We start from the raw sequence: 24,663 nt of genomic DNA, 5'->3' as shown, positions 1-24,663 counted from the left end.
GGTCCCCCATGACCGCATTTGTCCTGGCCTCCGCGTCCCCCGCGCGCGAGCGGGTCTTGGAGCAGGCCGGCCTCAATCCGGTCGTCATCGTGTCGCACGTCGACGAGCATCTCGTCATGGCGACACAGCCCTCGGGTACCGCCCCCGCACGTGCCGTGGAGGTATTGGCCTGCGCCAAGGCATTTGATGTCGCGACGACCCTGGCCGGTGAGGTGGCCGCCGATGCGGTGGTGCTGGGCTGCGATTCGATGCTCCTGCTCGACGGCTCCTTGCAGGGCAAGCCGGGCACCGTCGAGGAGGCACGCCGCCGCTGGGGACTGATGGCCGGTCGCAGCGCCGAGCTGCTCACCGGGCACTGCCTGGTGCGGGTCATCGACGGTAAACCCACCGCGCGTGTGAGCGAAACACGCTCGACCACAGTGCGTTTCGGCACACCATCGGCGGAAGACCTGGAAGCGTACCTGGCTACCGGCGAACCCCTACAGGTCGCGGGGGCATTCACCCTCGACGGCCTGGGGAGCTGGTTCGTCGAAGGTATCGACGGCGATCCGTCGAATGTCATCGGAGTCAGCGTGCCGCTGGTCGGCCGATTGCTGGACAAGCTCGGCGTACGCGCTTCGTCACTGTGGGTTCGCCATGAAAAACATGTGCCGCCCAAGCCGTTCCACCCGGACACACCCCCCGCGCCCGCGCTGCCACCGCGTATGGTGGCGCTGTTCGACTCGCTGGTGATGGTCGGGCCTACCCAGCAGCAGGAATTCAAGGACGCCCAGGGCAATCCGATTCCGCATATGCCGTCGGTCAACACCAGCTTCCATACCGCCTGCAGCAACGATTCCTTTGACCTCGGCGTGCACACCAACCGTGGCGCCTGTCTGTGGACCGGCGACTACCTGAACACCGGCGACGGCATACAGCTGATTCCCGTAGACCCCGCCAGCCCTTCGGTCGCACTGGGTGGACGCTCCAAACCCCTTGTGCTGCCTGCAGATGCACAAGACGGTGCCCGGCTGCTGCCGACCGGATCCGCGGAGTTGGCGCACCGTTCGCTGCTGTTCGCCTCATGCATCCCGTCGCCCGGATGCAGCACCTTTGTATCGGCCGACACCATCGTGTACGACGTGAGCGAGCCGGGTAAGGCGTCCTACCGGCCGATGGGCGTCATGGCCGGCATCTCCCAACCGAGCGGGGTTTCGGTGCCCGACCGCCGGATGTTGGTGGCCGGAAACGTCGGAACCGGCCCCTGGGCACCGCGTTTCGCGTGGCTCACCCCACCGATCGACGATCCGGCCTTCCTGGACTCATCGGCGTGGGAGAAGGTCGGCGAGATCAAGGACGGCGGCGATCGCGAGAATCAGTTGTTCGCCCTGCCCGCAGGCGGTTTCGGACTGCTCGATTCGAATGGTTCGGGCGATGCGCACATCGGACTCAAGCTGTTCCGGACTCCGCAGGAGTTGGTCAGCGAGCCCATGACGGTGCTCATCCGCAACGACCCGTCCGATCCCCGGCCGGATGATCCGTTCATATCCCGCGATCCGCACAAGCTACTGCAGCCGTACGGCCCTCAAGTCGTCAATATCACGATGAACCCCGAGGGCACCCAAACGCTGTATTTCCTGGTGAGCCAATGGGTTACCGACCCAACCCGCGCGTACCGGACGATTCTGTACTCCATTGTGTTGGCACCCCAGTACCTGAGCATCTAGCCCTCGCCGAACACTTCCGGGTGCGCGGCGACGTCTCGCCAGTCCTGCGGTGTGCCCACCAACGCGAGCGCGCTGCGCAGCATCGCGGTGCGCACCGCCGGACGACCACTCCTGGGAGTGGAGAGATACCGATAGCAGCCCGCCTGCATGCCGGCCAACAACACGCCCAGCGTCTCCGCCGTGGGAGCCGGCCTGCCGCTGGCGACCAGGGCCTGCTGCATGACCTCGATGAGGCGCCTTTCGTACGCGGCTCGCAGTCGCCGGGCCGGTGAAGCCGGGTCGTTTTGTTCGATGTGGAAGACAAGCCATGCGTCACGGCCGCGTTCGGCAGTCTCCAGGTAGGCATCCAGTCCCGCGCCGACCTGCGCGACCAGATCGCCGCCGACATTCGCCACCGGCTCCCACTGCGTCAGCATCTGCTGCTGACTCTCCGTGACCAGCGCCGTAATCGCCTCCGCCACACCGTCGAAGAACGCATAGAAGGTGGGTTTCGACAGCTCGGCGCGCTCGGCGATGCGCGCTACCGTGGCGCCCCGGTAGCCATGTTCGGCGTAGACCGCCCCGGCCGCCGCCAGGATGCGGGCCCGCGTTGTGGCACGCTGCTCGTCGGTCTGGGGCGGGCGCCCCCGGGACCGCCGGGCATTGACAGACATCACGCCGGAGCATACCTTTCATTTAATTTGACGTCAGTGTTAAATAATTATTCCATGGAGGCCAGGCGGGCATGACCGACATCCGAATACCCACCCCCAATGGGGAGATCGACGCGATTCTGGAAACACCCGAGGGTGATGGCCCCTGGCCGTCGATCGTGGTGCTTCACGACATCAACGGATCGACCCCCGACCTGCGCCGCATTACCAAGAACGTGGCGTCCAACGGCTACGTCGCCCTGGCCCCCGATCTCTATTCACGGGGCCGGATCCGTTGCATCGCCAGGGTGTTGACCAATCTCGCGACTCGTCGCGGGCGGGCTGTCGAGGAGGTAATGGCCGCGCGTGACTACGTCCAAGCATTGCCGTACACCACACCGTCAGTCGGGGTGGCCGGCTTCTGCATGGGGGGCGGATTCGTGATGATCACCGCGACCAAGGGGTTCGATGCCGCCGCGCCCTTCTACGGTGCGATGCCCGGCCCCTACGGGGATCATTTCGAGGGATCGTGTCCCGTCGTCGCAAGCCTGGCAACACGGGACCCATTCGTGCCCCGCGGTGAGCCCCGGCTGCGAAAAGCATTGGACGCCCATGACATCGAGCACGACATCAAAACCTACGACGCGGGGCACAGCTTCGCCAACCAACTACCGATGCAGCCGCTGATGCGAATCGCCGGATTCGGATACTCCCCCGAAGCGGAGGCGCACGCATGGCAACGGGTCTACACCTTTTTCGCTGAACATCTTCGCGACGACAACCGGCTACAGGAGGCCACATGACGACCACGACGACACTGGATCGGCTCCGCGAGATCGTCCGGCCCGACGCACTCAGTGGCAGCGCGTATTCCACGGCCGGGTACCTGGATCTGCTGCCGCCGCCCTCGGACCAGCCCCAGCGCGGTGCACAGCGCGCCATGAACAATCCCGCGGTGGTCGCGGTCTACGAGGGGCCATGGCGCTGGGGCCAGACCGTCGCCTACACCGGCATCACCCCTGCTGCCGAACGACGCCGCGCGGCGGCAGCCTTGCAGCTGAGGGGCACCCAGCGACTGCTGGATGTCGCCTGCGGGCCCGGAAATTTCACGAAATACCTTGGGCGACAACTGGACCAGGAAGGACTGGCGGTCGGGCTCGACTTCTCCGAACCCATGCTGCGACGCGCGGTCCGGACCAATGTGGCCGACAGTGTCGGCTACATACGTGCGGACGCGCGTACCCTGCCCTTCGATGACGGGAGCTTCGATGCGGTGTGCTGTTTTGCCGCACTCTATTTGGTGCCCGAGCCTTTCAAGGTTCTCGACGAGATGATGCGGGTTCTGGCTCCGGGCGGCCGTATCGCGGTGATGACCAGCTGCACCCGTGGCCCCGCGCCGCTGCGGTCGGTGTCCGTCACACTGGCCGCGCTGGGCGGCCTGCACGGCTTCGACCGGTCCGACATCACATCGGTGCTGCGCGCAGCGGATTTCCGCGATATCGATCAGGAAGTCCGCGGCCTATCGCAGTTCGTCAGCGCCATAAAGGGCTAGACGAAGGCGCTCAGCAGCAGCACCATCGCGAAGCCGACGACCGAGATCAGCGTTTCCATCACCGACCACGACTTGAGCGTCTGGCCCACGGTCATCCCGAAATACTCCTTCACGAGCCAGAATCCGGCGTCGTTCACGTGAGAGAAGAAGAGTGACCCGGCGCCCACGGCGAGGACCAGCAGCGCCACATGGGCAGTGGACATGTCGGCCGCCAGTGGCGAGACGATGCCGGCGGCGGTGATGGTGGCAACCGTCGCCGACCCGGTGGCCAACCGAATGAGCACGGCGATGAGCCAGCCGAGCACCAGCGCGGGGATCTGCCATTTCTCCGACCAACTGCTGACGGCGTCCCCCACCCCCACGTCAATGAGGGTCTGCTTGAATCCACCTCCAGCGCCGACAATGAAGACAATGCCCGCGATGGGTCCCAGTGATTTCTCGATGACCCCCGATACGCCCGTGCGGTCAAGCCCCGAAGCCTTACCCAGCGTCACCATCGCCACCATGGTGGCCACCAGCAGCGCCACGAGAGGTGTGCCGGCCGTGTCGAAAATCCTCTGCACCAATGATTTCGGGTCATCGATGACGACATCGGAGAGCGCCTTCGCCAGCATCAACGACACCGGAAGCAAGATGGTCGCCAGCACGGCGGCAACGCTGGGAGCGGGCCCCGTGCGCTCGGCCTCCGGTGCCGTCGCGGTGGGAATGGCCAACGGCCCCACCCAGCGCTCCGCCACCCGCGCGTAGAGCGGCCCTGCCACGATCAAGGTCGGCACCGCCGCCACGAGACCAAAAGCCAGGGTGACCCCCAGATCCGCCTTCAACGCATCCACCGCCACCAACGGGCCCGGGTGCGGCGGAACCAATCCGTGCAACACAGACAGGCCGGCCAGCGCGGGGATTCCGACCCGCAGCAGCGGCACATTTCCCCGGCGCGCGACCAAGAGCACGATCGGAATCAGCAGCACCACACCCACTTCGAAGAACAGTGGCAGTCCCAGCACCGCTGCTATCAGGGCCACCGCCCACGGCAGCATGCGGGGGCTGGACCGTGCGAGCACGGCATCGGCCACGATGTTCGCGCCGCCGGAATCGGCCAGTAGACGGCCCAGCATGGCCCCCAGACCAATGAGCAGCCCAACGCCCGCGATGGTCGAGCCGAAGCCCGTCACAAAGGAACCCAGCAGTTTGTCGAACGGCACGCTCGCGACGGCGGCGAGTGTCCCCGACCCCAACAGCAGAGCCAGGAACGGATGCAGCTTGAGCCGGGTGATCAGCAAGATGATCACGCCGATGCTCAGCACGACAGCGGTGAGCAGCCGGACATCACTAGTGGTGTGCGGGATCTTTGCCGGTTCGGCCAGTAGCAGCAGGCCGGCGGTCATGCGCCGAGCTGCTTCAACGCCTCCGCCACCAGTTCATCCGGTCCGGTACCCACATCCAGCACGGCACCCTTCTCGTCCGGCTGTAGTGGTTCGAGGATCTCGAACTGCGAATCCAACAAGGACGTGGGCATGAAATGTCCTGCACGATGCGACATCCGGTCACCGACAAGTGTCCGGTCCCCGGTCAGGTGCAGGAAGAACGCATCCGGCCATCCGGTACGGAGAATGTCTCGGTAGCGGCGCTTGAGCGCCGAGCAAGTGACCACCGCGCCTGTCCCCTCGCGTCCTCGCTCCGACATCCAATCGGCGATCCGCTGCAACCAGGGCCCGCGATCGGCGTCGTCCAGCGCGATGCCCGCCGCCATCTTGGCGATGTTCGCCTCGGGGTGAAAGTCGTCGCCCTCGGCATAGGGGGCACCCAACCGCTGCGCCAGCAGCCGTGCGACCGTGGTCTTGCCAACCCCTGCCACGCCCATGACCACCACGATGGGCGGCGACGCCCGTACCGATGAGCGGGTCACTAAACCCCCTTGGGTGCCTTCTGACTCATGAAGCCGAACATGTACCCAGCTACCCTACGCATCTGTATCTCCTCGGCGCCCTCGGTGATCCGGTAACGCCGATGGTGTCGGTAGATGTGTTCGAACGGCAGGTGCCGTGAGTAGCCCATCCCGCCATGCACCTGCATGGCGCGGTCCGCGGCCTCACAGCACAGCCGGTTGGCGACGTAGTTGCACATGGACACCTGTTCGGAGACGGAGAACGCACCATAGGTGTCCATGGACCAGGCGGTCTTGTGGATCAGCGCTCGCAGCATCTCGCACTGGGTCTGCAGCTCGACCAGTGGGAACTGGATGGCTTGGTTGGAAGCCAGTGGTTTCCCAAACGGCTTGCGCTCCTTGGCGTACTCAACGGACCGGTCGATACAAAACTGTGCCGCGCCAAGACTGGAGGCGGCCTGCCTGATCCGGTTCTCGTTGAAGAAGTGCTGCACCACGCCCAGTCCGCGCCCCTCTCCGCCGAAGATCGCCGAATCGGGCACCCTCACGTCCGTCAGCGATATGTGGGCGTGGTCGGTCGGCATGTTGAAGGTCCAGAGGTATTCCTCGACCTTGAAGCCAGGGGCATCCGCGGGTACCAGGAAGGCGGTGATGCCCCGGCCGTCGCCGGGTTCACCGGAGGTGCGGGCGAATATCAGGTCGGCATCGGCGATGTGCACACCGGTATTCCAGGTCTTCTCGCCGTTGATGATCCAGTCCGATCCATCCCTGATTGCCCGGGTTTCCATGTGGGTGGCATCGGAGCCGTGTTCGGGCTCGGTGATGCCGAACGCGAAGACCTTGGTGCCGCTGGCGAGTCCCTCTACCCAGTCGGCCTTCTGCTCCGCGGAGCCGTACTCCAACATGAGCAGCAGCCCCACGTTGTTGCCGACGATGGCGTGTTCGTTCTGCAGGTCACAGTGCAACCCGAGGCCCCGACGCGCCAAATGCTCGCGAATGACGGCCATATCCAGGTTGGATCCGCCTCGTCCGCCGAACTCCGCGGGAAACGGGTACCGAAAGTGGCCCGCGGCATCGGCCCGCCTGCGAGCCTCTCCCAGCAGTGCTTCCCACTCACCGTTGGGCAGACCGCCACGGTCCCAATCGGTTCGGGCGTCTTCGCGCCGGTGATCAAAGAATCGGATGTTGTCATCGGACTGTTCGAGGGGGACGATCTCACGTTCGATGAACGCGTCGAGCTCGGCCAGGTAATCGACAAGCTCGGGCGGCAGTTCAAAATTCATCTGGTTCCTTCCGGCACCTATGACTTCGTCTATGGTTTGGTCAACATCAACAGGTCCCATTCGATCTCGGGTATCCGTCGACCACTGGCAGCCATCACGATGTCTCGGACACTCCCGTCCAGGTACGACTTCGCCTGTGCGGCAAGGCCAACACCCCACCACAGGGTGCCCAGGACCTTCCACCACTGGAACCGCTCGAAGTCGAAGGTCCCACCGGATTCTTCGTAGGCCGATACGAACGCGTCGCGACCCGCGAAGCCACCGAACTCGCGGTCGTCAAGACCAAATCGCCACATGCGCAGCGCCGTCCAGCCGACATCGCGCATGGGGTCGCCAAAGCGGGTGGTGCCTTCCCAGTCCAGTACGGCACGTAGCCCGTCCTCGCCGACGATGACATTGCCGTTGCGAATGTCGGTATGCACCAGGCACCGCCGAGCGGGCGGCCCGGGCATGCGTTCGGTGAGCCAGGACAGCGTGCGCTGGAACACCGGCCGATCCGCGAGCAATCCCGCAACTCCCTCACGCATCTGTTCCAACATCACGACCGCGGGCTCGGACTCCGGATCCCCGGGCAGATCGGGCGGCGCCATCGCAGGGTCGATCCCGTGCAGCCGCCCCATGGCCGCACCGAGTTGGCGGGCGACCAGATCACCGCTGCCCTGGGCTTGCACCAGCCGAAGCACCTTGCGCGGCACAGTCTCTCCCGCAATGCGCTCAGAGATCATGAAGGGCGAACCCACATACGATGACTCCGAACAGACGCCGCGCACCCGCGGCACCGGAACACCATTGCTCCGCGCCAGCTCACGCACTCCGGCCTCGCTGCTCACCGGTACCTGCTGTACGACGGCGGGCACAATCGTCGCCACCAATTCGAGAGTCTCGCCCTCGAACGTCGCATCCAGCAGCACATTTCGCCGTCGGGCCCCGGCCGAGACCCCGACGACACCCGAGACCGTGAATTCCTTGCCGAACTCGTCCCGCAGGTAGCGGGTAAGCCCGTCGGAGAGATCGCTCATTCGCCCGCCCAGCTGTCGTAGCCGGGTTTGACCACGGCCAGTTCGGTGCGTACGTCCTCGACCAAATTCTCCCAGGAAGGATCCTCGGCGGGTGACACCGTCGGCAGGGTCAGTTCTCGCTGCAGAATCCTGGCGATGTTGGCGCCAACGCGGGCGCGATGCACCGAGGACGAGGGCAGCTCCGATTGGAGGTCGCCGAGCAGTTCGGCGAGAGCACCCGCCAGTTCCGCTGCGGTCGGAATGAAGGGCACCATCTGTTTGTACCTTCTATGGTGGGTCCGACGGGGGAATAGCGAAGAAACGCCGGCGGTTGCTCGAAGTCATGGCAAGACCTTTATCGATACTGGATCTGGCGCGGGTGGCGCCACACGAAACGGTGGCAGAGAGCTTCGCTGCCAGCGTGGAGATTGCCCGGCACGCCGAAGCGCTGGGGTTTCATCGGGTCTGGTACGCCGAGCACCACAACATGCGCTCCATCGCGTCGTCGGCGACGAGCGTCCTGATCGGCCACGTAGCCACACAGACCTCGACCATCCGGCTGGGCGCGGGCGGCATCATGCTGCCCAACCACTCCCCCCTGCAGATCGCCGAGCAGTTCGGCACGCTCGAAACACTGCATCCCGGGCGTATTGATCTCGGGCTGGGCCGCGCGCCGGGGACGGATCAGGTGACGCTGCGCGCGCTGCGGCATGGTCCCGGCGACGCCGAGCATTTTCCGCAGGACGTCATCGAGTTGCAGGCATACCTGGGCGAGCAGAGCCGCGTTCCCGGTGTGACCGCGACACCCGGGCGCGGGACGCACGTACCGCTCTACATCCTCGGGTCATCGCTGTTCGGTGCGAAGCTGGCCGCGGTACTGGGCCTGCCCTACGGTTTCGCCTCACACTTCGCGCCCCCTGCCCTGCAGGACGCCGTCGCGCTGTACCGACGGGAATTCCAACCCTCCGAGCAGCTCGATGCCCCCTATGTCATCGCTGGCGTCAACGTGATCGCCGCAGACGACGAGGCCACCGCACAGGATCAGCATCGCGCGGCGTTGATCGAACGCGCCAAGCTTTTCCTGCATCGCGGTGGCGGCCCACGCCTTACCGACGACGAAGCCCTCGCTGCCCTGAATTCTCCTGCTGGACAGCAGATTCAGGCGATGACGAAGTGTTTCGCGGTCGGAACACCGGAACAGGTGGGTGCCTACCTGGACGATTTTGCGCAGTTGGCCGATGCCGACGAGCTCATCGTGGTGCCCAACGCACCCGATCGGAAACTGCAGCTACGGTCGCTGGAGATTGTCGCCGAGGTCAGCGGCCTCGGCTAATCAGCAAGCGGAACGCGTCAGCTAGCGGTAATTTTGGTGACGTCGGTATACGTCGCCAACAGGGGGTAATCATGTCCAATCCTGTAGACAGCAAGAATGCCAAACCGCGCCCGGCGAAGAAGGCCGCCCCGGCACGCAAGGCTGCAGCAGCCAAAGCAGCTCCGCCCCGCAAACGCGCCGCCGCCACCAAGAAGCCCGTGAAGCGACAGCCTCCCCCGTTTGCGCTCACCAAAAGCCCTGCACCGCCATTGCCACCACGCGCGAATGTCCAGGGATTCTCCATCGACAGGGCGGCGCCTCCGCAGCCCGATCCCGGCACAGCCATCAATCTGGGCCCCATCGCGGGAACAGATTCACCCACCGCGGCACTCGGCGCCGGTGCCACCGACCTCTGCGAGATAGCCCCCAGCGGTCAGGTTGCGCTCGCCGGCGACACCTTTGCCGGTAACGGCGCCTTTCAGGGAGCCTGGAGCCCCTCGTTGGGCCTACATGTCCGGCCGGGCACGCTCAGCGATCTCATTCAGTTCGACCGTTCGTTCGGCGGGAACGGCACCCTGTACGCGGATGCCAGGCCACCACAGGCCAACAGCCAGCTGCCCGCAGGCACCATCTCGGTGTACGGCATCGACTACGCCCTCATCGCCAATGTCAACAACCTGGAACCCATCGATACGCGGCTGGTTCGCATCGACCCGGACAACCCCCACTGGCCCACGGTGCCCGGTTCATTACGCGGAGCTGACTGGCAGGACGGGAACCAGACACAGATCAGCGGATACCAGGCCGCCGACGGTTGGGTCTATATCGTCGCCGACGGATTCGACAGGCAGCGTCCCGTCTGGCTTTACCGAGTGCCCGCCGAAAAGTTCACCGACCGAAACTGGTGGCATGCATGGGGAATCGGCGATGACGGGGATTGGAAATGGGATGTGGCACCCACCCCGCTGTCCGATGACCGCTACGGCGAGATCAGCCTGCGAGAGATCGACGGCAAGTCTGTGCTGTCCGGGTTCAATGCGGACACGGGGAACATAGAGGTCCGTGTCGCCGATGACCCGACCCAGGTGCTGAATCCGGATAACAGTGCACTGACCATCGTCGCCACCCAGGCCGACGTCCCGCAGAACTATGGCGGCTACATCGTGCCTGGCTCGACGCTGGACCGGACGGTCATCCTGGTCAGTCAGTGGAACACCGACCTCAACAACCCGTACAACGTGCAGCAGTTTGTGGTGAACCTCAACCGCTGATCTGCTCCAATTCACTTGTGCCGCAGTAGTCTCATCTGTCACAAACTCGACGGTTTTGTCGGCGGGTGTCTTTACAATTCGAACATGAGTTCGATTGAAGTGGTGGAGGCGGCTGTCGACGTCTTCTGCGCTGATTCGGTCGATGAGTTCACCGCCGCTGAGGCGTTGACGGTGTTGGCGCGCCTGGAGGTTGTACAGCGCCGATTGTCTGCCCGCGGTGTGGGTTTGATTCCCATGGTGACGGGTGAGGCGTCACCGATAGAGCTTGGGGGCACGTCGCATGCTGATGTGTTGTCCCGTCGGCTGCATATCGGCAAGGGTGCGGCGCGGTGCCGGATCGCCGATGCGCAGCGGTTGGCGCCGCGGCGGGCGATCACCGGTGAGCGACTTGAACCTCAACTACCGCGCACCGCCGAAGCGTTGGAGCGCGGCGATATCGGCGAGGAACACGTGCGGGTGATTCGGCAGTTCTTCGACCGGCTACCGGTGGTGGTCGATGCCCCGACCCGCGACGCCGCCGAGGCGCAGCTGGCGGCGATGGCTTCCCAGTTTCGGCCCGAACAGTTGCGCACCGGTGCTGAACGGATGATGGCGCTGCTGAACCCGGACGGGGAATTCAGCGATGTGGATCGGGCGCGGCGCCGCGGGGTCAGCATCGGACAACAAGGTTTCGATGGCATGTCACCCATCTCGGGTTTGTTGGATCCGGAGACGCGGGCCTATCTGGATGCGGTGTTTACGAAACTGGCCGCACCGGGCATGTGTAACCCGGCCGATCAAACACCCCTCGTGGATGGCGATCCCACGCCGGAAGCCGCCGAACACGACACCCGCAGCAGCGCGCAACGCAACCACGACGCACTCCGTGCTTGCTTGCGATCCACATTGGCCTCCGGCGAATTGGGTTCACACCACGGCCTACCGGTCACCGTCATCGTGTCGACAACACTGTCCGAGATCGAAAACGCCGCAGGGATCGCGACAACCGGCGCGGGCACCCGCCTGCCCATGCGGGACCTGATCCGGATGGCCGCGCATGCTCACCACTACCTGACGATCGTCGACGACGACGGCCGTCCCCTGTATCTCGGTCGTGCCAAGCGGATCGCGTCGGCGGATCAGCGGATCGTGTTACACGCCCAGGATCGCGGCTGCACCCACCCCGGATGTTCGGTGCCCGGATACCTCTGCGAGGTCCACCACCTCACCGAATGGGCCCAGGGCGGACACACCGACATCGACAACCTCACCTTCGCCTGCCGACCACACCACCGCCTCCTAGGCCACGGCTGGACCACCCGAAAACGCAAAGACGGCACCACCGAATGGATACCCCCACCACAGCTGTTAACAGTTGCGGCCGAGCAGTTCTGCGCGGTTCCTGTCGCCCCACTTCTCTAAGGGCTCCAAGGCGGCGCTCAGATCCTTGCCGAGCGCCGTCAGGCAGTACTCCACGCGCGGCGGAATCTCCGGATAGAGCTCGCGGTGCACAATGCCGCTCGCCTCCATCTGCCGCAGGTTCTCCGACAGCACCTTCTCGCTCACGCCGTCGAGCTTGCGCCGAATTTCACCGAAACGCACCGGCCCGTCTGCCAGCACCCACATCAGGTGCAGCTTCCACTTACCGCCGACCGCATCTATGGCCAAGGACATTCCGCAGAGATGATCTGTGTCACTGCGCGCGGTCACGGCGGCCTCCTGACGGTAATTCCAACCTCGCGGTAAGTGACCCACCACAAAGTGCGTTCTAGCGCGATCCTACCGATCCCGACACGATTGGCTCCAGGGAATCCACCACAGAACATTCAATCCGTAAGGGAGACAAGATGTCTGAGACACAATCAGTCACCGTGGTCGGGCTCGGACCGATGGGTCAATCCACCGTGGAATCGCTCCTGAGGGCCGGATACGACGTCACCGTGTGGAATCGCAGCTCGGGCAAGGCCGATGCCATGGTGGAACTTGGCGCACGAAAAGCGTCGACCGTCGCCGAGGCGCTCGACGCCGGCGCGGTGACATTTCTCAGCCTGACCCACTACGCGGCGATGTACGACGTGCTGGGCCAGGCCGTCCCCGAACTCGACGGCAAGACGATCGTCAACCTGTCCTCCGACTCCCCCGAGAAAGCTCGCGAAGGTGCGGCCTGGGTGACCGAGCGTGGCGCAGCATTCGTATCCGCCGGATACATGTCCCAGGGCGATGACATCTCGCACCCGCTCTCGTATCTCATCGTCAGCGGTCCGCAGGATCTCGTGACAACGCATGAGGAACTACTCAACGTGTTGAGCCCGGTGCACTACGTCGGACCCGATTACGGCTTCTCCCAGGTGTATTACCAAGCGGGCCTGACCCTGCTACACCCCGTCATGCTCTCCTTCGAACAGGCGTTGGCCATGGTCGAGCGTTCCGGCGCAGACACCGAGCGTTATGTCGGCTACGCGGTGAAATCGATGGACTCACTGAAGGAATTCCTGGTGCAGTTCGCCGAGGCGGCGAAGGTCGGCGGCGTGGAAGATATCGCGATGCTCAAGATGATGGACGCCGGAGCCCAACACATCATCGATGCCAGCGAGGAAGTCGGCGTCGATGCCACACTTTCCCATGCCGCACAGTCAATGTGGCGGCGCGCTATCGACGCCAGCGACCAAAGCGGCGGTGTGGTCACCACCTACCGGCTGATACGCGGCGACTGATCGGGCGACGCGGTGAGGTACGGCCTCGACAACGCGAGGGCGACCACCGTCACCACAACCAATACGTATACCGGCAGCAAGTGCTCGAAATGCGTGTACCCGATGGAGAAGTGAACCGCCAGGACCGGCACCGTGCCGAACGCACATCCCAGCAGCAGCGACCACCACACCCAGCGCTCGCCGCGGCGCCAGCCCCACAGGCTGATCAGCAACACCGCCAGCCCGGCCCCCATCAATGCGCCACCAAAACCTGCCCGATCGTGCGCGATGAACGGCAGCAGGTGTTGGTTGGCGGCACGCAGCGCGTCGGACCTGGTGCCCAGGAAATCGAGATCGGTGGGTACGAACACCTTTGTCAGCCCGACCGTCGAAATCACTGCTCCGGCAACGAAGAGTCCGCCACCGACGGCGATCATGAACAGCTGTCCCCACAGGGCACGCCGACGCTGCGATTCGGGCCCCTCCACGACGGGCGGCCAATGCGGTTCCGAGGGAGCGTGCCACACGGCGAGTATCAGCATGGGGAACAGCGCGACCACCACGAGCGTGTGCAACGGCTCGAGGAACCCCGTCACCAGGAAGTAGAAGTACGTCACAAAGGCGAACAGTCCGGAGATCAACAGCGCATTGCGGGCCCATCGGCGCCCTTCCCTGATCCCACCCCAGGCCAACCCCAGGTACAAGATCCCGATACCAATCATGTTGCCCGCCATGGTGAGCCGGTCGTGTTGCAGGAAACCGACCAGGTGATGGTTCACGCCGTTCAGGTCGTGCACCGACAGACCGAGGTAGTCGCGGTCGTACCACAACAGGACCGGCCCCAACGCGATGGCGGCCGCGCCGATGCCGGCGACAATGAGGCCGAGCCCTACCAGCGCACCCCATATCCACGCCGGCCAGCCCCGCGGATCGAACCCGATATCGCGCAACGCCTTTGGCGGCGTGGTCGGCGTCGCGGCCTCGATCACCCGGTTGAACCAGCCCGGCCCGGCGTCGATCAGCACCGCCGGCGTGGCGAGCACCGTCGCGGACGGATCGGCCAACGCACGGACCGCCGCCTCGATCGAAGGTTCGGTGAGCCGCACCACCCCGTCATCGCCGGACACCGACACCGCGTCCACGTAGGGCGCGACCGCATCGACCACCTCGGGCGTGGCGGCGACCGCAATCACCCGGCAGCTGCGATCGACAGTCGCCGCGCGCACCGTCTCCACATCGGCGAGGCCCACCGGCCCGATCTCCACGACCCCGGCCCCCTGTACCGGCAACACCGCGACGGCCTCACCCGCGATCGAGGGCGGGACGGTCGCCCCGAACCGGCCCTGCCACTGCGGTGGAATCGGCGCATGATCGAACACCCGGGGAATCCAATGCCTGCCCCCGGCGTGCGTCACCAGCGCCGCCAGGACCTTCATCGCCCATACCCGCGTCCTGCGCTCGCCGAGAACCGACGAGGCGATGGGGCTCAGCGGGTGATATGTCCAGTCCGGCATTGGCGAATTCTCGCACCGCGACCAGCAACGCACCGCGTATCTGAACTCGGTATCCAGCTCGATGAGCCGACTGCCCGCGAACGCGACTAGGCTCAAAGGGTGACCCTCCCGGCCGACCCCAGCCCCGAATTTGCCGCCTACGCCCACCCCGAACGCCTCGTCTCCGCCGACTGGCTCTCGGGACACCTAGGCACTCCCGGACTGTCCATCGTGGAGTCCGACGAGGATGTTCTTCTCTACGACATCGGGCACGTACCCGGCGCGGTGAAGATCGACTGGCACGTCGACCTGAACGACGGCACGGTCCGGGACTACATCGACGGAGTTCAGTTCGCAGAGCTGATGAACCGCAAGGGAATTCGCCGCGAGGACACCGTCGTCATCTATGGCGACAAGTCCAACTGGTGGGCCGCCTACGCACTCTGGGTGTTCACCCTGTTCGGTCACCCCGATGTCCGCCTGCTCGACGGCGGACGAGATCTGTGGATCTCCGAGGGACGCGACACCACCCTCGATGTTCCATCCAAGTACACCGAGGGCTACCCCGTGGTGGAGCGCGATGACGCTCCTATCCGCGCCTACGCCGATGACGTGCTGGCCCATCTCGGCCATGGTCCGCTCGTCGATGTGCGCTCACCCGCGGAGTACACCGGCGAACGCACCCACATGCCCGATTACCCGGAAGAGGGCGCGCTGCGCGGCGGGCACATCCCCACCGCCGTCTCGATCCCCTGGGCCAAGGCCGCTGCCGAAGACAGCCGGTTCCGGCGCCGCGGCGAGCTCGATGCGATTTACGGGGACGTCATCGCCGAGGGCGACAAATCAGAGGGCAATATCGTCGCGTACTGCCGAATCGGCGAACGTTCCAGCCACACCTGGTTCGTCCTCACTCATCTGCTGGGTGTCGAGGGCGTGCGCAACTACGACGGGTCCTGGACCGAATGGGGCAACCGGGTCCGCACTCCGATCGTCAAGGGCGACAAGCCGGGCGCGCCCCCTGCAGCATGAGCCTCCCCGCCGAACTCGCCGAGATCGTCGCCGATTTCAAGGCCGTCGACGGGCAGGACAAGCTCCAGCTGCTGCTGGAGTTCTCGAGCGAATTACCCGAGTTGCCATCGCATTTGGAACAGGCGGCGATGGAGCCCGTGCCGGAGTGCCAGTCACCGCTGTTCCTGGACGTTGATGCCAGTGATCGCGATGAGGTCCGGCTGTACTTCAGTGCGCCTGCCGAGGCCCCAACGACGCGTGGGTTCGCCTCGATCCTGCAGCAGGGCCTGGACGGCCAGTCGGCCGATGCGATCCTGGCGGTACCCGACGATTTCTACGCCGACCTCGGGTTGGCGGCGCTGATCAGCCCGCTGCGGCTGCGCGGCATGTCGGCGATGTTGACCAGGATCAAGCGAAGACTGTCTTAAAACCTACTCATCAGTAGGTAAAAACAGGGGCGGCACACCCCATCCCGGATGTGTGTTTGATGCCACGGATGCATAAACTCACTTCCGAGACTCTAAGAAAGCGGTAAAACTCAGGAAGTAAGTCCCGGATGAGCCGCTTGCGCGAAGAACAAACAACAGGAGGCCCGGTGCCCAATCACGCCAGCTCGAAGATCAGCAAGGTACTCGTCGCCAACCGCGGCGAAATTGCGGTTCGGGTAATCCGCGCGGCGAAGGACGCTGGACTGGGCAGCGTCGCCATCTACGCAGAACCCGATGCCGACGCCCCCCACGTCCACCTGGCCGACGAGGCCTTCGGTATCGGCGGTAACACCGCCGCCGAGTCCTACCTGGACTTCGGCAAGATCCTGGAAGCCGCCGAAAAGTCCGGCGCCAACGCCATCCACCCCGGCTACGGCTTCCTGTCGGAGAACGCCGACTTCGCCCAGGCCGTCATCGACGCCGGGCTGATCTGGATCGGGCCCAGCCCCCAGTCCATCCGTGACCTCGGCGACAAGGTCACCGCCCGCCACATCGCCGCCAAGGCCCAGGCCCCGCTGGTCCCCGGCACCCCGGACCCCGTGAAGAACGCCGACGAGGTCGTCGCCTTCGCCAAGGAGCACGGTCTGCCGATCGCCATCAAGGCGGCCTTCGGTGGTGGCGGCCGCGGCATGAAGGTGGCCCGCACCCTCGAAGAGGTGCCCGAGCTGTTCGAGTCGGCGACCCGTGAGGCCGTCGCCGCCTTCGGCCGTGGCGAGTGCTTCGTGGAGCGCTACCTGGACAAGCCGCGCCACGTCGAGGCCCAGGTCATCGCCGACCAGCACGGCAATGTGGTGGTCGCCGGTACCCGCGACTGCTCGCTGCAGCGCCGCTTCCAGAAGCTCGTTGAAGAAGCGCCCGCACCGTTCCTCACGGACGCCCAGCGCAAGGAGATACACGAGTCCGCCAAGCGCATCTGCAAGGAGGCCGGCTACTACGGCGCCGGCACCGTGGAATACCTGGTGGGCCAGGACGGGCTGATCTCGTTCCTCGAGGTCAACACCCGTCTGCAGGTGGAACACCCCGTCACCGAGGAAACCGCAGGCGTCGACCTGGTGTTGGAGCAGTTCAAGATCGCCAACGGCGAGGCACTGCAGTTCACCGAGGACCCCGAGCCGCGCGGCCACTCGATCGAGTTCCGCATCAACGGCGAGGACGCGGGCCGCAACTTCCTGCCCGCCCCCGGTCCGGTCAAGGTGTACGACACCCCCACCGGCCCCGGCGTGCGCCTGGATTCGGGCGTTCAGGCCGGATCGGTAATTGGCGGCCAGTTCGACTCGATGCTCGCCAAGCTGATCGTGACCGGTCGCGACCGCAACGAGGCCCTGGCACGCTCACGTCGCGCACTGGCGGAGTTCAACGTCGAGGGCCTGGCCACCGTCATCCCGTTCCACCGCGCGGTGGTTGCCGACCCCGCCTTCATCGGCAACGAGGACGGCTTCACCGTCCACACCCGCTGGATCGAAACGGAGTGGAACAACACCGTCGAGCCGTTCACCGCTGACGGCGAGGCAGGCGAAGAGGACGAGGCCCTGCCCCGCCAGAAGCTGGTCGTCGAGGTTGGTGGACGTCGCCTTGAGGTGTCACTGCCCGGTGACATCTCGCTCGGCGGCGGAGGCGGCAGCGCCAACGGTGTCATCAAGAAGAAGCCCAAGGCCCGCAAGCGCGGCGGCCACGGCGGCGGCGGCGCCACCGGTGATTCGGTGACCGCGCCGATGCAGGGCACCGTCGTCAAGGTCGCCGTCGAAGAGGGCCAGGAGGTCGAGGCCGGCGAGCTGATCGTGGTGCTGGAGGCCATGAAGATGGAGAACCCCGTCACCGCGCACAAGGCCGGCACCATCACCGGGCTGAGCGTCGAGGCCGGTGCCGCCATCACCCAGGGCACGGTCATCGCAGAAATCAAGTAATACGTCGTGCGGAAACGCCGAGTGTGAGCCCCCGTGCGCACGCTCGGCGTTTTTCGTTGTCTGACCGCTCAGGCTCGGCGTGAGGAGACATATGGAACCCATCGAGATCAATGCGGGCGCGTGGTACCTGCGCGCCATCCGCGCCGACGAACGGATGGACGACCGCCCGGCACTGACGTCATTGGGTGTCGACGACACGGACTACGTGACCGCGCGTGCCGCCGACTGGGACAACGACCGCCTGTACAGCTGGGCCGTCTGCGAGCCCACAACCGCCGAAATGGTGGCCGAGGTGCGACTCGACCCCGCCACCGCGGACATTCAGTCACGGGCCCGCGACGACTACCCCGGATCACAGGACGCCGAGCAGGAGGCCGTGGCGGCGGTGCGACGTTTCGCCGACGCCATGCTCTAAATACAGTTGCACTTATGTCAGCATAATTGACATACTGCTGACATGCCGCTCGCTCCGGAGCTCGTCGACTTCGTCACGAAGCATCCCGATGCCGCCATGATCACACTGCGCGACAACGGAACACCACATATGGCACGTATCGAGATCTGCGTGGTCGACGGACGTCTGCGAGCCACCGGCGCACCGAATCTGGTCCGGACCCGAAATCTCCGACGCGATCCTCGGTGCTCGCTGTTCGTGTTCGGACCGCACCCGTTCTGGCTGGGGCTGGAGACTGAGGCAACCATCACCGAGGGTGACGTCGGCCAGGATCTGATCCAACTATTACGTGCCCGCCACGGCACCGGCCCAGCCGGGACCGTACTGGCCCATGACGACAAGCTCGGTCACGATCGTCCTTACCCAGAAGCCGAATACGTCACCCACGCCCGGGTAAACCAGCTGCTGATCTACGACTTCGGGGTCCTCAAGGCGTACGGAAACTACGTACCCGCGTGACGGAAAGAAACCACTTGACCTCGAGTGCACTTCAGGTATGACGATGGGCGCGTGAACACGTCAACCACCCCGCTGCGCCTCGCCGTGATCTGCGCCAGTACCCGCGACGGTCGGTTCGGACCCACCGTGGCGAATTGGATCGCGCAGAGCGCGCGTACCCACTCGGCCTTTGACGTCGGATACATCGACCTCGCGGATTACCCTCTGCCTCTTCATCTTTCCCGGCGGTCGGAGGCACAGGACACCGCCCAGCTCGCACGGGTGACGGCGCGGTTACGCATTGCCGACGCATTTCTTGTGGTCACACCGGAGTACAACCACAGCTTCCCCGCCCCGCTGAAGAACCTGATCGACTGGCATCACAGCGAATGGCAGGCCAAACCGGTCGCATTCACCTCCTACGGTGGGATGTCGGGCGGATTGCGCGCCATCGAGCAGCTGCGGCTGGTGTTCGCCGAGCTCCATGCCGTGACAACCCGAGATGTGGTGAGTTTCCACGGCGTCTGGAGCCAGTTCGACGATGACGGTCGGCTCGTCGACAGCCGCGATGCCGAGACCGCGGCCAAGACCATGCTCGATGAGCTGGCCTGGTGGGCCTCCGCGCTGCGGACAGCGCGAGAGCACTCCCCCTACGCCTGGTGAGACCTACGCCTGGTGCCCGACCTTGCGCCCTTCGCGCAAGACGCTCATCGTTGCGCCAGCACGCGTGATACCGCGGCCACCGCGGCGTCGATCTCCTCGGCGCTGACGATCAGCGGCGGGCGGAACCGGACGCTGGTCGTGCCGCTGGCCAGCAGGATCACCCGCTCATCCGCCCACAGGCGTTGCACCAGGCGGTCGCGCTCCTCGGCGGTCGGCAGGCTGAACGCGCACATCAATCCGCGGCCCCGGACGTCACCGACCTCGTCGTGCCGCGATGCCAGGGTCTGCAGGCGCTCGAGCAGGTATTCACCCATCCTCATCGCGTTCCCGAAAAGCCGCTGCGATTCAATAACTTCCAGAATGCGCCGCGAGCGCACCATATCGACAAGGTTTCCGCCCCAGGTGGAATTGATGCGCGAGCTGACGGCGAAGACATTGTCCTCGACCTCGTCGACGCGACCGCCTGCCATGACGCCGCACACCTGCGTCTTCTTCCCGAAGGCCACAATGTCGGGGGTCACGCCCAGCTGCTGAAATGCCCAGGCCGTTCCAGTAAGTCCGCACCCGGTCTGCACTTCATCGAAGATGAACAGGGCGTCATTCTCGTGGCACAACGCGCGCATGGCATGGAAGAACTCCGGACGGAAGTGGTGATCACCGCCCTCCCCCTGGATCGGCTCGGCAATGAAACACGCTATTTCATGCGGGTTTTCGGCAAATGCGCGCCGCGCCTGCGCCAGCACCGCCGCCTCCAACTCCTCGATATCGGCGCCGGGGCGCAGATACGGAGCATCGATGCGCGGCCAGTCGAACTTGGGGAACCGTGCCACCTTATTGGGGTCGGTATTGGTCAGCGACATCGTGTAGCCGCTGCGACCATGGAAGGCCTCACGCAGGTGTAACACCTTGGTACCCAACGCCGGATCGATTCCGTGCGCCTCGTTCCAACGGCTCTTCCAGTCGAAAGCCACCTTCAGTGCGTTCTCGACGGCAAGTGCGCCGCCGTCGACGAAGAACAAATGCGGAAGGGCCGGATCACCCAGCACGCGTACGAATGTGTCAACGAACCGGGCCATCTCGACGGTGTAGATATCGGAGTTGCTCGGCTTGTTGATGGCGGCCGCGGTCAGTTCGGCACGGAACTCACTGTCGGCGGCGAGCATCGGGTGGTTCATTCCCAGCGCCGACGAAGCGAAGAACGTGAACATATCGAGATAGGTGGTGCCGTCGCGCGCATCCACCAGGTGCGCCCCACGGGAACGCTCCAGATCGAGCACGAGATCCATCCCGTCGGCCAGAATGCTGCGCCGCAGCACCTCATGCACCCGGTCCGGTGTCACCGATTCGGGGCCCGTTACCTCGTCATCGGTAGTAGAACCAGCCTGGAACCCAGGAAAGATCAGTGCGGTCATAGGGCCACACTAACGCAGTATTTACGACTTTTCTACATAAGGACAAGAATTTTTACGGCACTAGCTGGCGACCATCGTAAAAAGTTTGTAAGATGATGGTGCTTCGCGTGCGAACGTTGGCTGTGGTGCGGATCAGCTGCAGCAGCTCTTCGAGCGCACGCGGCGAGGGCACCCGCACCAGCAGGATGTAGCTCTCCTCGCCGGCCACCGAGTAGCAGGACTCGATGGCGTCGATGTGCTCGAGGCGCGCCGGAGCATCATCGGGTTGAGAAGGATCGAGAGGGGTGATTGCCACGAACGCCGACAACAGCTGGCCTACCGACTCCGGGTTGACCCGCGCCGCGTACCCGGCAAGAACACCCCGGGATTCCAGCCGCCGCACGCGGGTTTGCACCGCCGAGATCGACAGCCCCGCTTTGGCGGCCAAATGGGCGAGAGTTGCCCGGCCATCGCGAGCCAACTCGCGCACCAGAATTCGATCGACATCGTCGAGCGGGCGGTCCGGCGTCCTCTCGGAATCCACAGTCACGGGGGCAGAGTACCGCGACCAGGCAGAACAGGGAACGGACTTGCGCAGGCCAATCACGTCAACTGTGGGACGAACCAAAGGACGAGTTCGATGACGGACCTCATTCAGCCCTGGGAGCTCCGTGCACGCTTTGCCGCGGCGCTCTCGCAGATGTACGGGACAGAGGTTCCCGCGTACAACACCTTGGTCGACGTAAGTACCGCGGTGAACCAGACTTACGCCACAACACATCCGGATGCCGAGCGACTCGGATCTGTCCAGCGCGTGACCGCCGAACGTCACGGTGCCATCCGGGTAGGCAGCCCCCGAGAACTTGCCGCCGTCGCCGACCTGTTCGAGGCGTTCGGAATGTATCCGGTCGATTTCTACGACCTGCGCGACGCTGCGTCCCCCGTCCCCGTGGTCTCGACCGCGTTCCGGCCTATTGACGAAAAAGAGCTGGCACTCAACCCATTTCGCGTGTTCACGTCGATGTTGGCGACCGCCGATCGCCGGTTCTTCGATGCGAACTTGCGTACCCGGGTGGAGAACTTCGTGCAGCAGCGAGAGCTGTTCGATCCGGCACTGCTGGCGCACGCGCGACTGATCAGCGCCACAGGCGGTTGCACCCCGGTGCAGGCCGATGACTTCATCGCCGAGGCGGTCAAGGCATTCGCGCTCTCGACCGCACCCATCGACCGTGTTTGGTACGACGAGCTCTCCGCCGTCTCACCCGTCGCCGCCGATATCGCCGGAGTGGGTGGCACCCATATCAACCACTTGACACCCCGCGTGCTCGATATCGATGACCTCTACCGACGGATGACGGCACGCGGCATCACCATGATCGATGCGATCCAGGGCCCTCCCCGGTGGCATGGACCCGATGTTCTGTTGCGGCAGACGTCATTTCGGGCGCTCGCCGAACCGCGCCGTTTCCGCATGAACGATGGTTCCGTGGTCAGCGACACGCTACGGGTCCGGTTCGGCGAGGTCGAGGCACGGGGCATTGCCCTCACCCCCGCGGGCCGTACCTGCTATGACGATGCCATGGCCGCCATCGATTCCGCTCAAGCAAATCCCGAACAGGCAGCATCCATTTGGGCGAACCACTTTCCGGATACCGAAGCCGGCCTGGCCGAGCGGGAACTCGCGTACTTCCGCACCGAGGCCGGCCCCGGAGGCGAAATCGTCCGCAGCCCTGTCGTGTACGAGGACTTCCTACCGCGCTCGGCGGCCGGAATCTTCCGGTCCAACCTCGATGACGACGGCGCACATGGCGAGGGGGATGCCGCCGGTTACTCGAAGGAATGGATGTCCGGTGCCATCGGCCGGGATATCCACGATCCGTACGCCCTCTACTCCGCTATCACCGCACAATCTGACCTCTCGATAGGAGCCAACCGATGACCGCCACCTTGCCCACCTCCTCCCCCGGTGTACTGCCCTCGGCCGACGAATTGCGCACGCGGGCCCAGAACGCGTTGCGTTGGATCGGCGCGGATGTGGAGCTGAGCACGGAAGCGGCGGGCGCTGAAGGCGTCGCGGTCCGGACCCCCATCACCGGCGACACCCTGTTCACGCTCACGGCGAGCTCGCAAGAGGATGTCGACGAGGCAATCTCCGAAGCCGCCCATGCATTTTCGCTATGGCGGACCACTCCCGCACCTGTGCGCGGCGTGTTGGTGGCCCGCCTCGGTGAGCTGCTGACGGAGCACAAAAAGGATCTGGCCGAACTGGTCACCATCGAGGCCGGAAAGATCGTCTCCGAGGCCCTCGGCGAGGTACAGGAGATGATCGACATCTGCCAATTCGCGGTCGGGCTGTCCCGGCAGCTGTACGGCAAGACGATGGCATCCGAGCGCCCGGGGCACCGCCTCATGGAGTCCTGGCATCCGCTCGGCGTTGTCGGGGTGATCTCGGCGTTCAACTTCCCGGTCGCGGTGTGGTCGTGGAACACCGCGATCGCCCTGGTCTGCGGCGATACCGTGGTATGGAAGCCCTCCGAGCTGACGCCGCTGACTGCCGTTGCCTGCCAGGCACTTCTGGAGCGTGCCGCTGCCGACGTAGGGGCACCACCGCAGGTCAGCCGATTGATTCAGGGCGGGCGCGACGTCGGTGAGCAGCTTGTGGACGACCCCCGTATCGCCTTGGTGAGCGCGACCGGCTCGGTGCGGATGGGTCAGCAGGTCGGCCCACGGGTGGCCGCTCGCTTCGGCCGGTCGCTGCTCGAATTGGGTGGCAACAACGCGGTGATCGTGACCCCGTCGGCTGACGTGGATCTCGCGGTACGCGGCATCGTGTTCTCCGCCGCGGGCACCGCGGGCCAGCGGTGTACCACCCTGCGGCGCTTGATAGTTCACCGATCCATCGCCGATGGGCTGGTCGAGCGCATCGTCAACGCGTATGGACAGCTTCCGGTGGGCGACCCCTTCGACGGGCAGACATTGGTGGGGCCTCTGATCAACGAGAAGTCATTTCGCGATATGCAGGATGCGCTGGAAGCTGCTCGCGCGCAAGGCGGGACAGTCATCGGTGGTGAGCGCCGCGAACTTGGCGACGGTTCTTTCTACGTCACCCCTGCCGTGGTGCGGATGCCTGAACAGGGCGATGTCGTGCACCGGGAGACCTTCGCCCCGATTCTGTATGTGCTTGACTATGACACCCTCGATGAGGCGATCGCACTGAACAATGCGGTACCCCAGGGTCTTTCCTCGGCGATCTTCACCCTGGACATGCGCGAGGCCGAACGCTTTCTGGCTGCCGATGGTTCCGACTGCGGAATCGCGAACGTCAACATCGGCACCTCGGGAGCCGAGATCGGCGGAGCGTTCGGTGGTGAGAAGGAGACGGGCGGTGGCCGCGAGTCGGGCTCCGACTCGTGGAAGGCATATATGCGCCGCGCCACCAACACCGTGAACTACTCCACCGAACTGCCGTTGGCCCAAGGGGTTCACTTCGGCTGATCGGGTTGGCCCCTGGTG

At 64.9% G+C, this 24,663-nt stretch carries 25 protein-coding genes; 15 read left to right on the top strand and 10 right to left on the bottom strand.

Annotated elements, in window-relative coordinates:
* Nucleotides 1-8: 8 nt before the first annotated feature.
* Complete coding sequence (locus tag BKG76_RS17220; protein ID WP_070938673.1) at nt 9-1,706, top strand: Maf family protein; 1,698 nt, start codon at nt 9-11, stop codon at nt 1,704-1,706.
* Here BKG76_RS17220 and BKG76_RS17215 read toward each other — a convergent pair.
* Complete coding sequence (locus BKG76_RS17215) at nt 1,703-2,359, bottom strand: TetR/AcrR family transcriptional regulator (protein WP_070938672.1); 657 nt, start codon at nt 2,357-2,359, stop codon at nt 1,703-1,705. The two genes, BKG76_RS17220 and BKG76_RS17215, sit on opposite strands and share 4 nt — an antisense overlap.
* Before the next feature lie 71 nt (nt 2,360-2,430).
* On the opposite strand from BKG76_RS17215, the gene BKG76_RS17210 reads away from it, so the two are divergent.
* Both BKG76_RS17210 and BKG76_RS17205 read left to right on the top strand, forming a co-directional pair.
* Nucleotides 2,431-3,141 (top strand): dienelactone hydrolase family protein, encoded by a 711-nt coding sequence (locus BKG76_RS17210; protein WP_070938671.1) that lies wholly within the window; start codon nt 2,431-2,433, stop codon nt 3,139-3,141.
* Nucleotides 3,138-3,890, top strand: a complete 753-nt coding sequence (locus tag BKG76_RS17205; RefSeq protein WP_070938670.1) for a class I SAM-dependent methyltransferase — start codon at nt 3,138-3,140, stop codon at nt 3,888-3,890. The genes BKG76_RS17210 and BKG76_RS17205 overlap by 4 nt, the downstream gene beginning before the upstream one ends.
* Here the strand turns inward: BKG76_RS17205 and BKG76_RS17200 are convergent.
* Genes BKG76_RS17200 through BKG76_RS17180 form a run of 5 tightly spaced genes read right to left on the bottom strand, consistent with a single transcriptional unit; the run spans nt 3,887 to nt 8,328 of the window.
* Nucleotides 3,887-5,275: a GntP family permease gene (locus BKG76_RS17200; protein ID WP_070938669.1), complete on the bottom strand. Its 1,389-nt coding sequence runs from the start codon at nt 5,273-5,275 to the stop codon at nt 3,887-3,889. The two genes, BKG76_RS17205 and BKG76_RS17200, sit on opposite strands and share 4 nt — an antisense overlap.
* Nucleotides 5,272-5,751, bottom strand: coding sequence for a gluconokinase (locus tag BKG76_RS17195; RefSeq protein WP_070939320.1), 480 nt, complete (start codon nt 5,749-5,751; stop codon nt 5,272-5,274). Before BKG76_RS17195 ends, BKG76_RS17200 begins: the two co-directional genes overlap by 4 nt.
* 44 nt (nt 5,752-5,795) lie before the next feature.
* A complete protein-coding gene (locus BKG76_RS17190; RefSeq protein ID WP_070938668.1) occupies nt 5,796-7,058 on the bottom strand; it encodes an acyl-CoA dehydrogenase family protein in 1,263 nt (420 codons plus the stop codon).
* Between the two features lie 29 nt (nt 7,059-7,087).
* Complete coding sequence (locus BKG76_RS17185; RefSeq protein WP_070938667.1) at nt 7,088-8,077, bottom strand: phosphotransferase family protein; 990 nt, start codon at nt 8,075-8,077, stop codon at nt 7,088-7,090.
* Complete coding sequence (locus tag BKG76_RS17180; protein ID WP_070939319.1) at nt 8,074-8,328, bottom strand: hypothetical protein; 255 nt, start codon at nt 8,326-8,328, stop codon at nt 8,074-8,076. The genes BKG76_RS17185 and BKG76_RS17180 overlap by 4 nt, the downstream gene beginning before the upstream one ends.
* 71 nt (nt 8,329-8,399) lie before the next feature.
* Between BKG76_RS17180 and BKG76_RS17175 the strand changes: the two genes are divergently transcribed.
* The 3 genes from BKG76_RS17175 to BKG76_RS17165 all read left to right on the top strand — a co-directional run bounded on the left by BKG76_RS17175 (nt 8,400) and on the right by BKG76_RS17165 (nt 12,040).
* Nucleotides 8,400-9,389, top strand: a complete 990-nt coding sequence (locus BKG76_RS17175) for an LLM class flavin-dependent oxidoreductase (RefSeq protein ID WP_070938666.1) — start codon at nt 8,400-8,402, stop codon at nt 9,387-9,389.
* Between the two features lie 71 nt (nt 9,390-9,460).
* Nucleotides 9,461-10,639, top strand: coding sequence for a DUF4185 domain-containing protein (locus tag BKG76_RS17170; RefSeq protein ID WP_083338074.1), 1,179 nt, complete (start codon nt 9,461-9,463; stop codon nt 10,637-10,639).
* Nucleotides 10,640-10,723: 84 nt separating this feature from the next.
* Complete coding sequence (locus BKG76_RS17165; protein ID WP_070938665.1) at nt 10,724-12,040, top strand: HNH endonuclease signature motif containing protein; 1,317 nt, start codon at nt 10,724-10,726, stop codon at nt 12,038-12,040.
* On the opposite strand, the gene BKG76_RS17160 is transcribed toward BKG76_RS17165, so the two are convergent.
* Nucleotides 11,987-12,328, bottom strand: a complete 342-nt coding sequence (locus tag BKG76_RS17160; RefSeq protein ID WP_070938664.1) for a winged helix-turn-helix transcriptional regulator — start codon at nt 12,326-12,328, stop codon at nt 11,987-11,989. The genes BKG76_RS17165 and BKG76_RS17160 overlap by 54 nt on opposite strands.
* A gap of 137 nt (nt 12,329-12,465) precedes the next feature.
* Here BKG76_RS17160 and BKG76_RS17155 point away from each other — a divergent pair, with 137 nt between their 5' ends.
* Nucleotides 12,466-13,332 (top strand): NAD(P)-dependent oxidoreductase, encoded by an 867-nt coding sequence (locus BKG76_RS17155; protein WP_070938663.1) that lies wholly within the window; start codon nt 12,466-12,468, stop codon nt 13,330-13,332.
* Here the strand turns inward: BKG76_RS17155 and BKG76_RS17150 are convergent.
* The gene (locus tag BKG76_RS17150; protein ID WP_070939317.1) at nt 13,308-14,825 is read right to left on the bottom strand and encodes a hypothetical protein; all 1,518 of its coding nucleotides are present in this window, start codon (nt 14,823-14,825) and stop codon (nt 13,308-13,310) included. The genes BKG76_RS17155 and BKG76_RS17150 overlap by 25 nt on opposite strands.
* Before the next feature lie 99 nt (nt 14,826-14,924).
* Here BKG76_RS17150 and BKG76_RS17145 point away from each other — a divergent pair, with 99 nt between their 5' ends.
* From BKG76_RS17145 to BKG76_RS17120, 6 genes are all read left to right on the top strand, one after another.
* The gene (locus BKG76_RS17145; RefSeq protein ID WP_070938662.1) at nt 14,925-15,833 is read left to right on the top strand and encodes a sulfurtransferase; all 909 of its coding nucleotides are present in this window, start codon (nt 14,925-14,927) and stop codon (nt 15,831-15,833) included.
* Nucleotides 15,830-16,240, top strand: a complete 411-nt coding sequence (locus BKG76_RS17140) for a SufE family protein (protein ID WP_070938661.1) — start codon at nt 15,830-15,832, stop codon at nt 16,238-16,240. Before BKG76_RS17145 ends, BKG76_RS17140 begins: the two co-directional genes overlap by 4 nt.
* Before the next feature lie 167 nt (nt 16,241-16,407).
* Complete coding sequence (locus tag BKG76_RS17135) at nt 16,408-18,204, top strand: acetyl/propionyl/methylcrotonyl-CoA carboxylase subunit alpha (protein WP_070938660.1); 1,797 nt, start codon at nt 16,408-16,410, stop codon at nt 18,202-18,204.
* Between the two features lie 91 nt (nt 18,205-18,295).
* A complete protein-coding gene (locus BKG76_RS17130) occupies nt 18,296-18,619 on the top strand; it encodes a hypothetical protein (RefSeq protein WP_070938659.1) in 324 nt (107 codons plus the stop codon).
* A gap of 42 nt (nt 18,620-18,661) precedes the next feature.
* Complete coding sequence (locus tag BKG76_RS17125) at nt 18,662-19,117, top strand: pyridoxamine 5'-phosphate oxidase family protein (RefSeq protein ID WP_070938658.1); 456 nt, start codon at nt 18,662-18,664, stop codon at nt 19,115-19,117.
* Nucleotides 19,118-19,168: 51 nt separating this feature from the next.
* A complete protein-coding gene (locus BKG76_RS17120) occupies nt 19,169-19,759 on the top strand; it encodes an NADPH-dependent FMN reductase (RefSeq protein WP_070938657.1) in 591 nt (196 codons plus the stop codon).
* A gap of 44 nt (nt 19,760-19,803) precedes the next feature.
* Here BKG76_RS17120 and lat read toward each other — a convergent pair whose 3' ends face one another.
* The gene (gene lat, locus BKG76_RS17115; protein ID WP_070939316.1) at nt 19,804-21,099 is read right to left on the bottom strand and encodes an L-lysine 6-transaminase; all 1,296 of its coding nucleotides are present in this window, start codon (nt 21,097-21,099) and stop codon (nt 19,804-19,806) included.
* A gap of 124 nt (nt 21,100-21,223) precedes the next feature.
* Nucleotides 21,224-21,700, bottom strand: a complete 477-nt coding sequence (locus tag BKG76_RS17110) for an Lrp/AsnC family transcriptional regulator (RefSeq protein ID WP_070939315.1) — start codon at nt 21,698-21,700, stop codon at nt 21,224-21,226.
* Nucleotides 21,701-21,790: 90 nt separating this feature from the next.
* Between BKG76_RS17110 and hglS the strand changes: the two genes are divergently transcribed.
* The gene (hglS, locus tag BKG76_RS17105) at nt 21,791-23,089 is read left to right on the top strand and encodes a 2-oxoadipate dioxygenase/decarboxylase (protein WP_070938656.1); all 1,299 of its coding nucleotides are present in this window, start codon (nt 21,791-21,793) and stop codon (nt 23,087-23,089) included.
* On the top strand, nt 23,086-24,645 hold the full coding sequence (amaB, locus tag BKG76_RS17100) for an L-piperidine-6-carboxylate dehydrogenase (protein ID WP_070938655.1): 1,560 nt from the start codon (nt 23,086-23,088) through the stop codon (nt 24,643-24,645). Before hglS ends, amaB begins: the two co-directional genes overlap by 4 nt.
* Nucleotides 24,646-24,663 lie beyond the last annotated feature (18 nt).

Origin of the sequence: Mycobacteroides franklinii (genome assembly GCF_001853795.1) — a bacterium.
Classification (GTDB): domain Bacteria; phylum Actinomycetota; class Actinomycetes; order Mycobacteriales; family Mycobacteriaceae; genus Mycobacterium; species Mycobacterium franklinii.
This window is presented reverse-complemented; position numbering and strand designations above follow the sequence as displayed.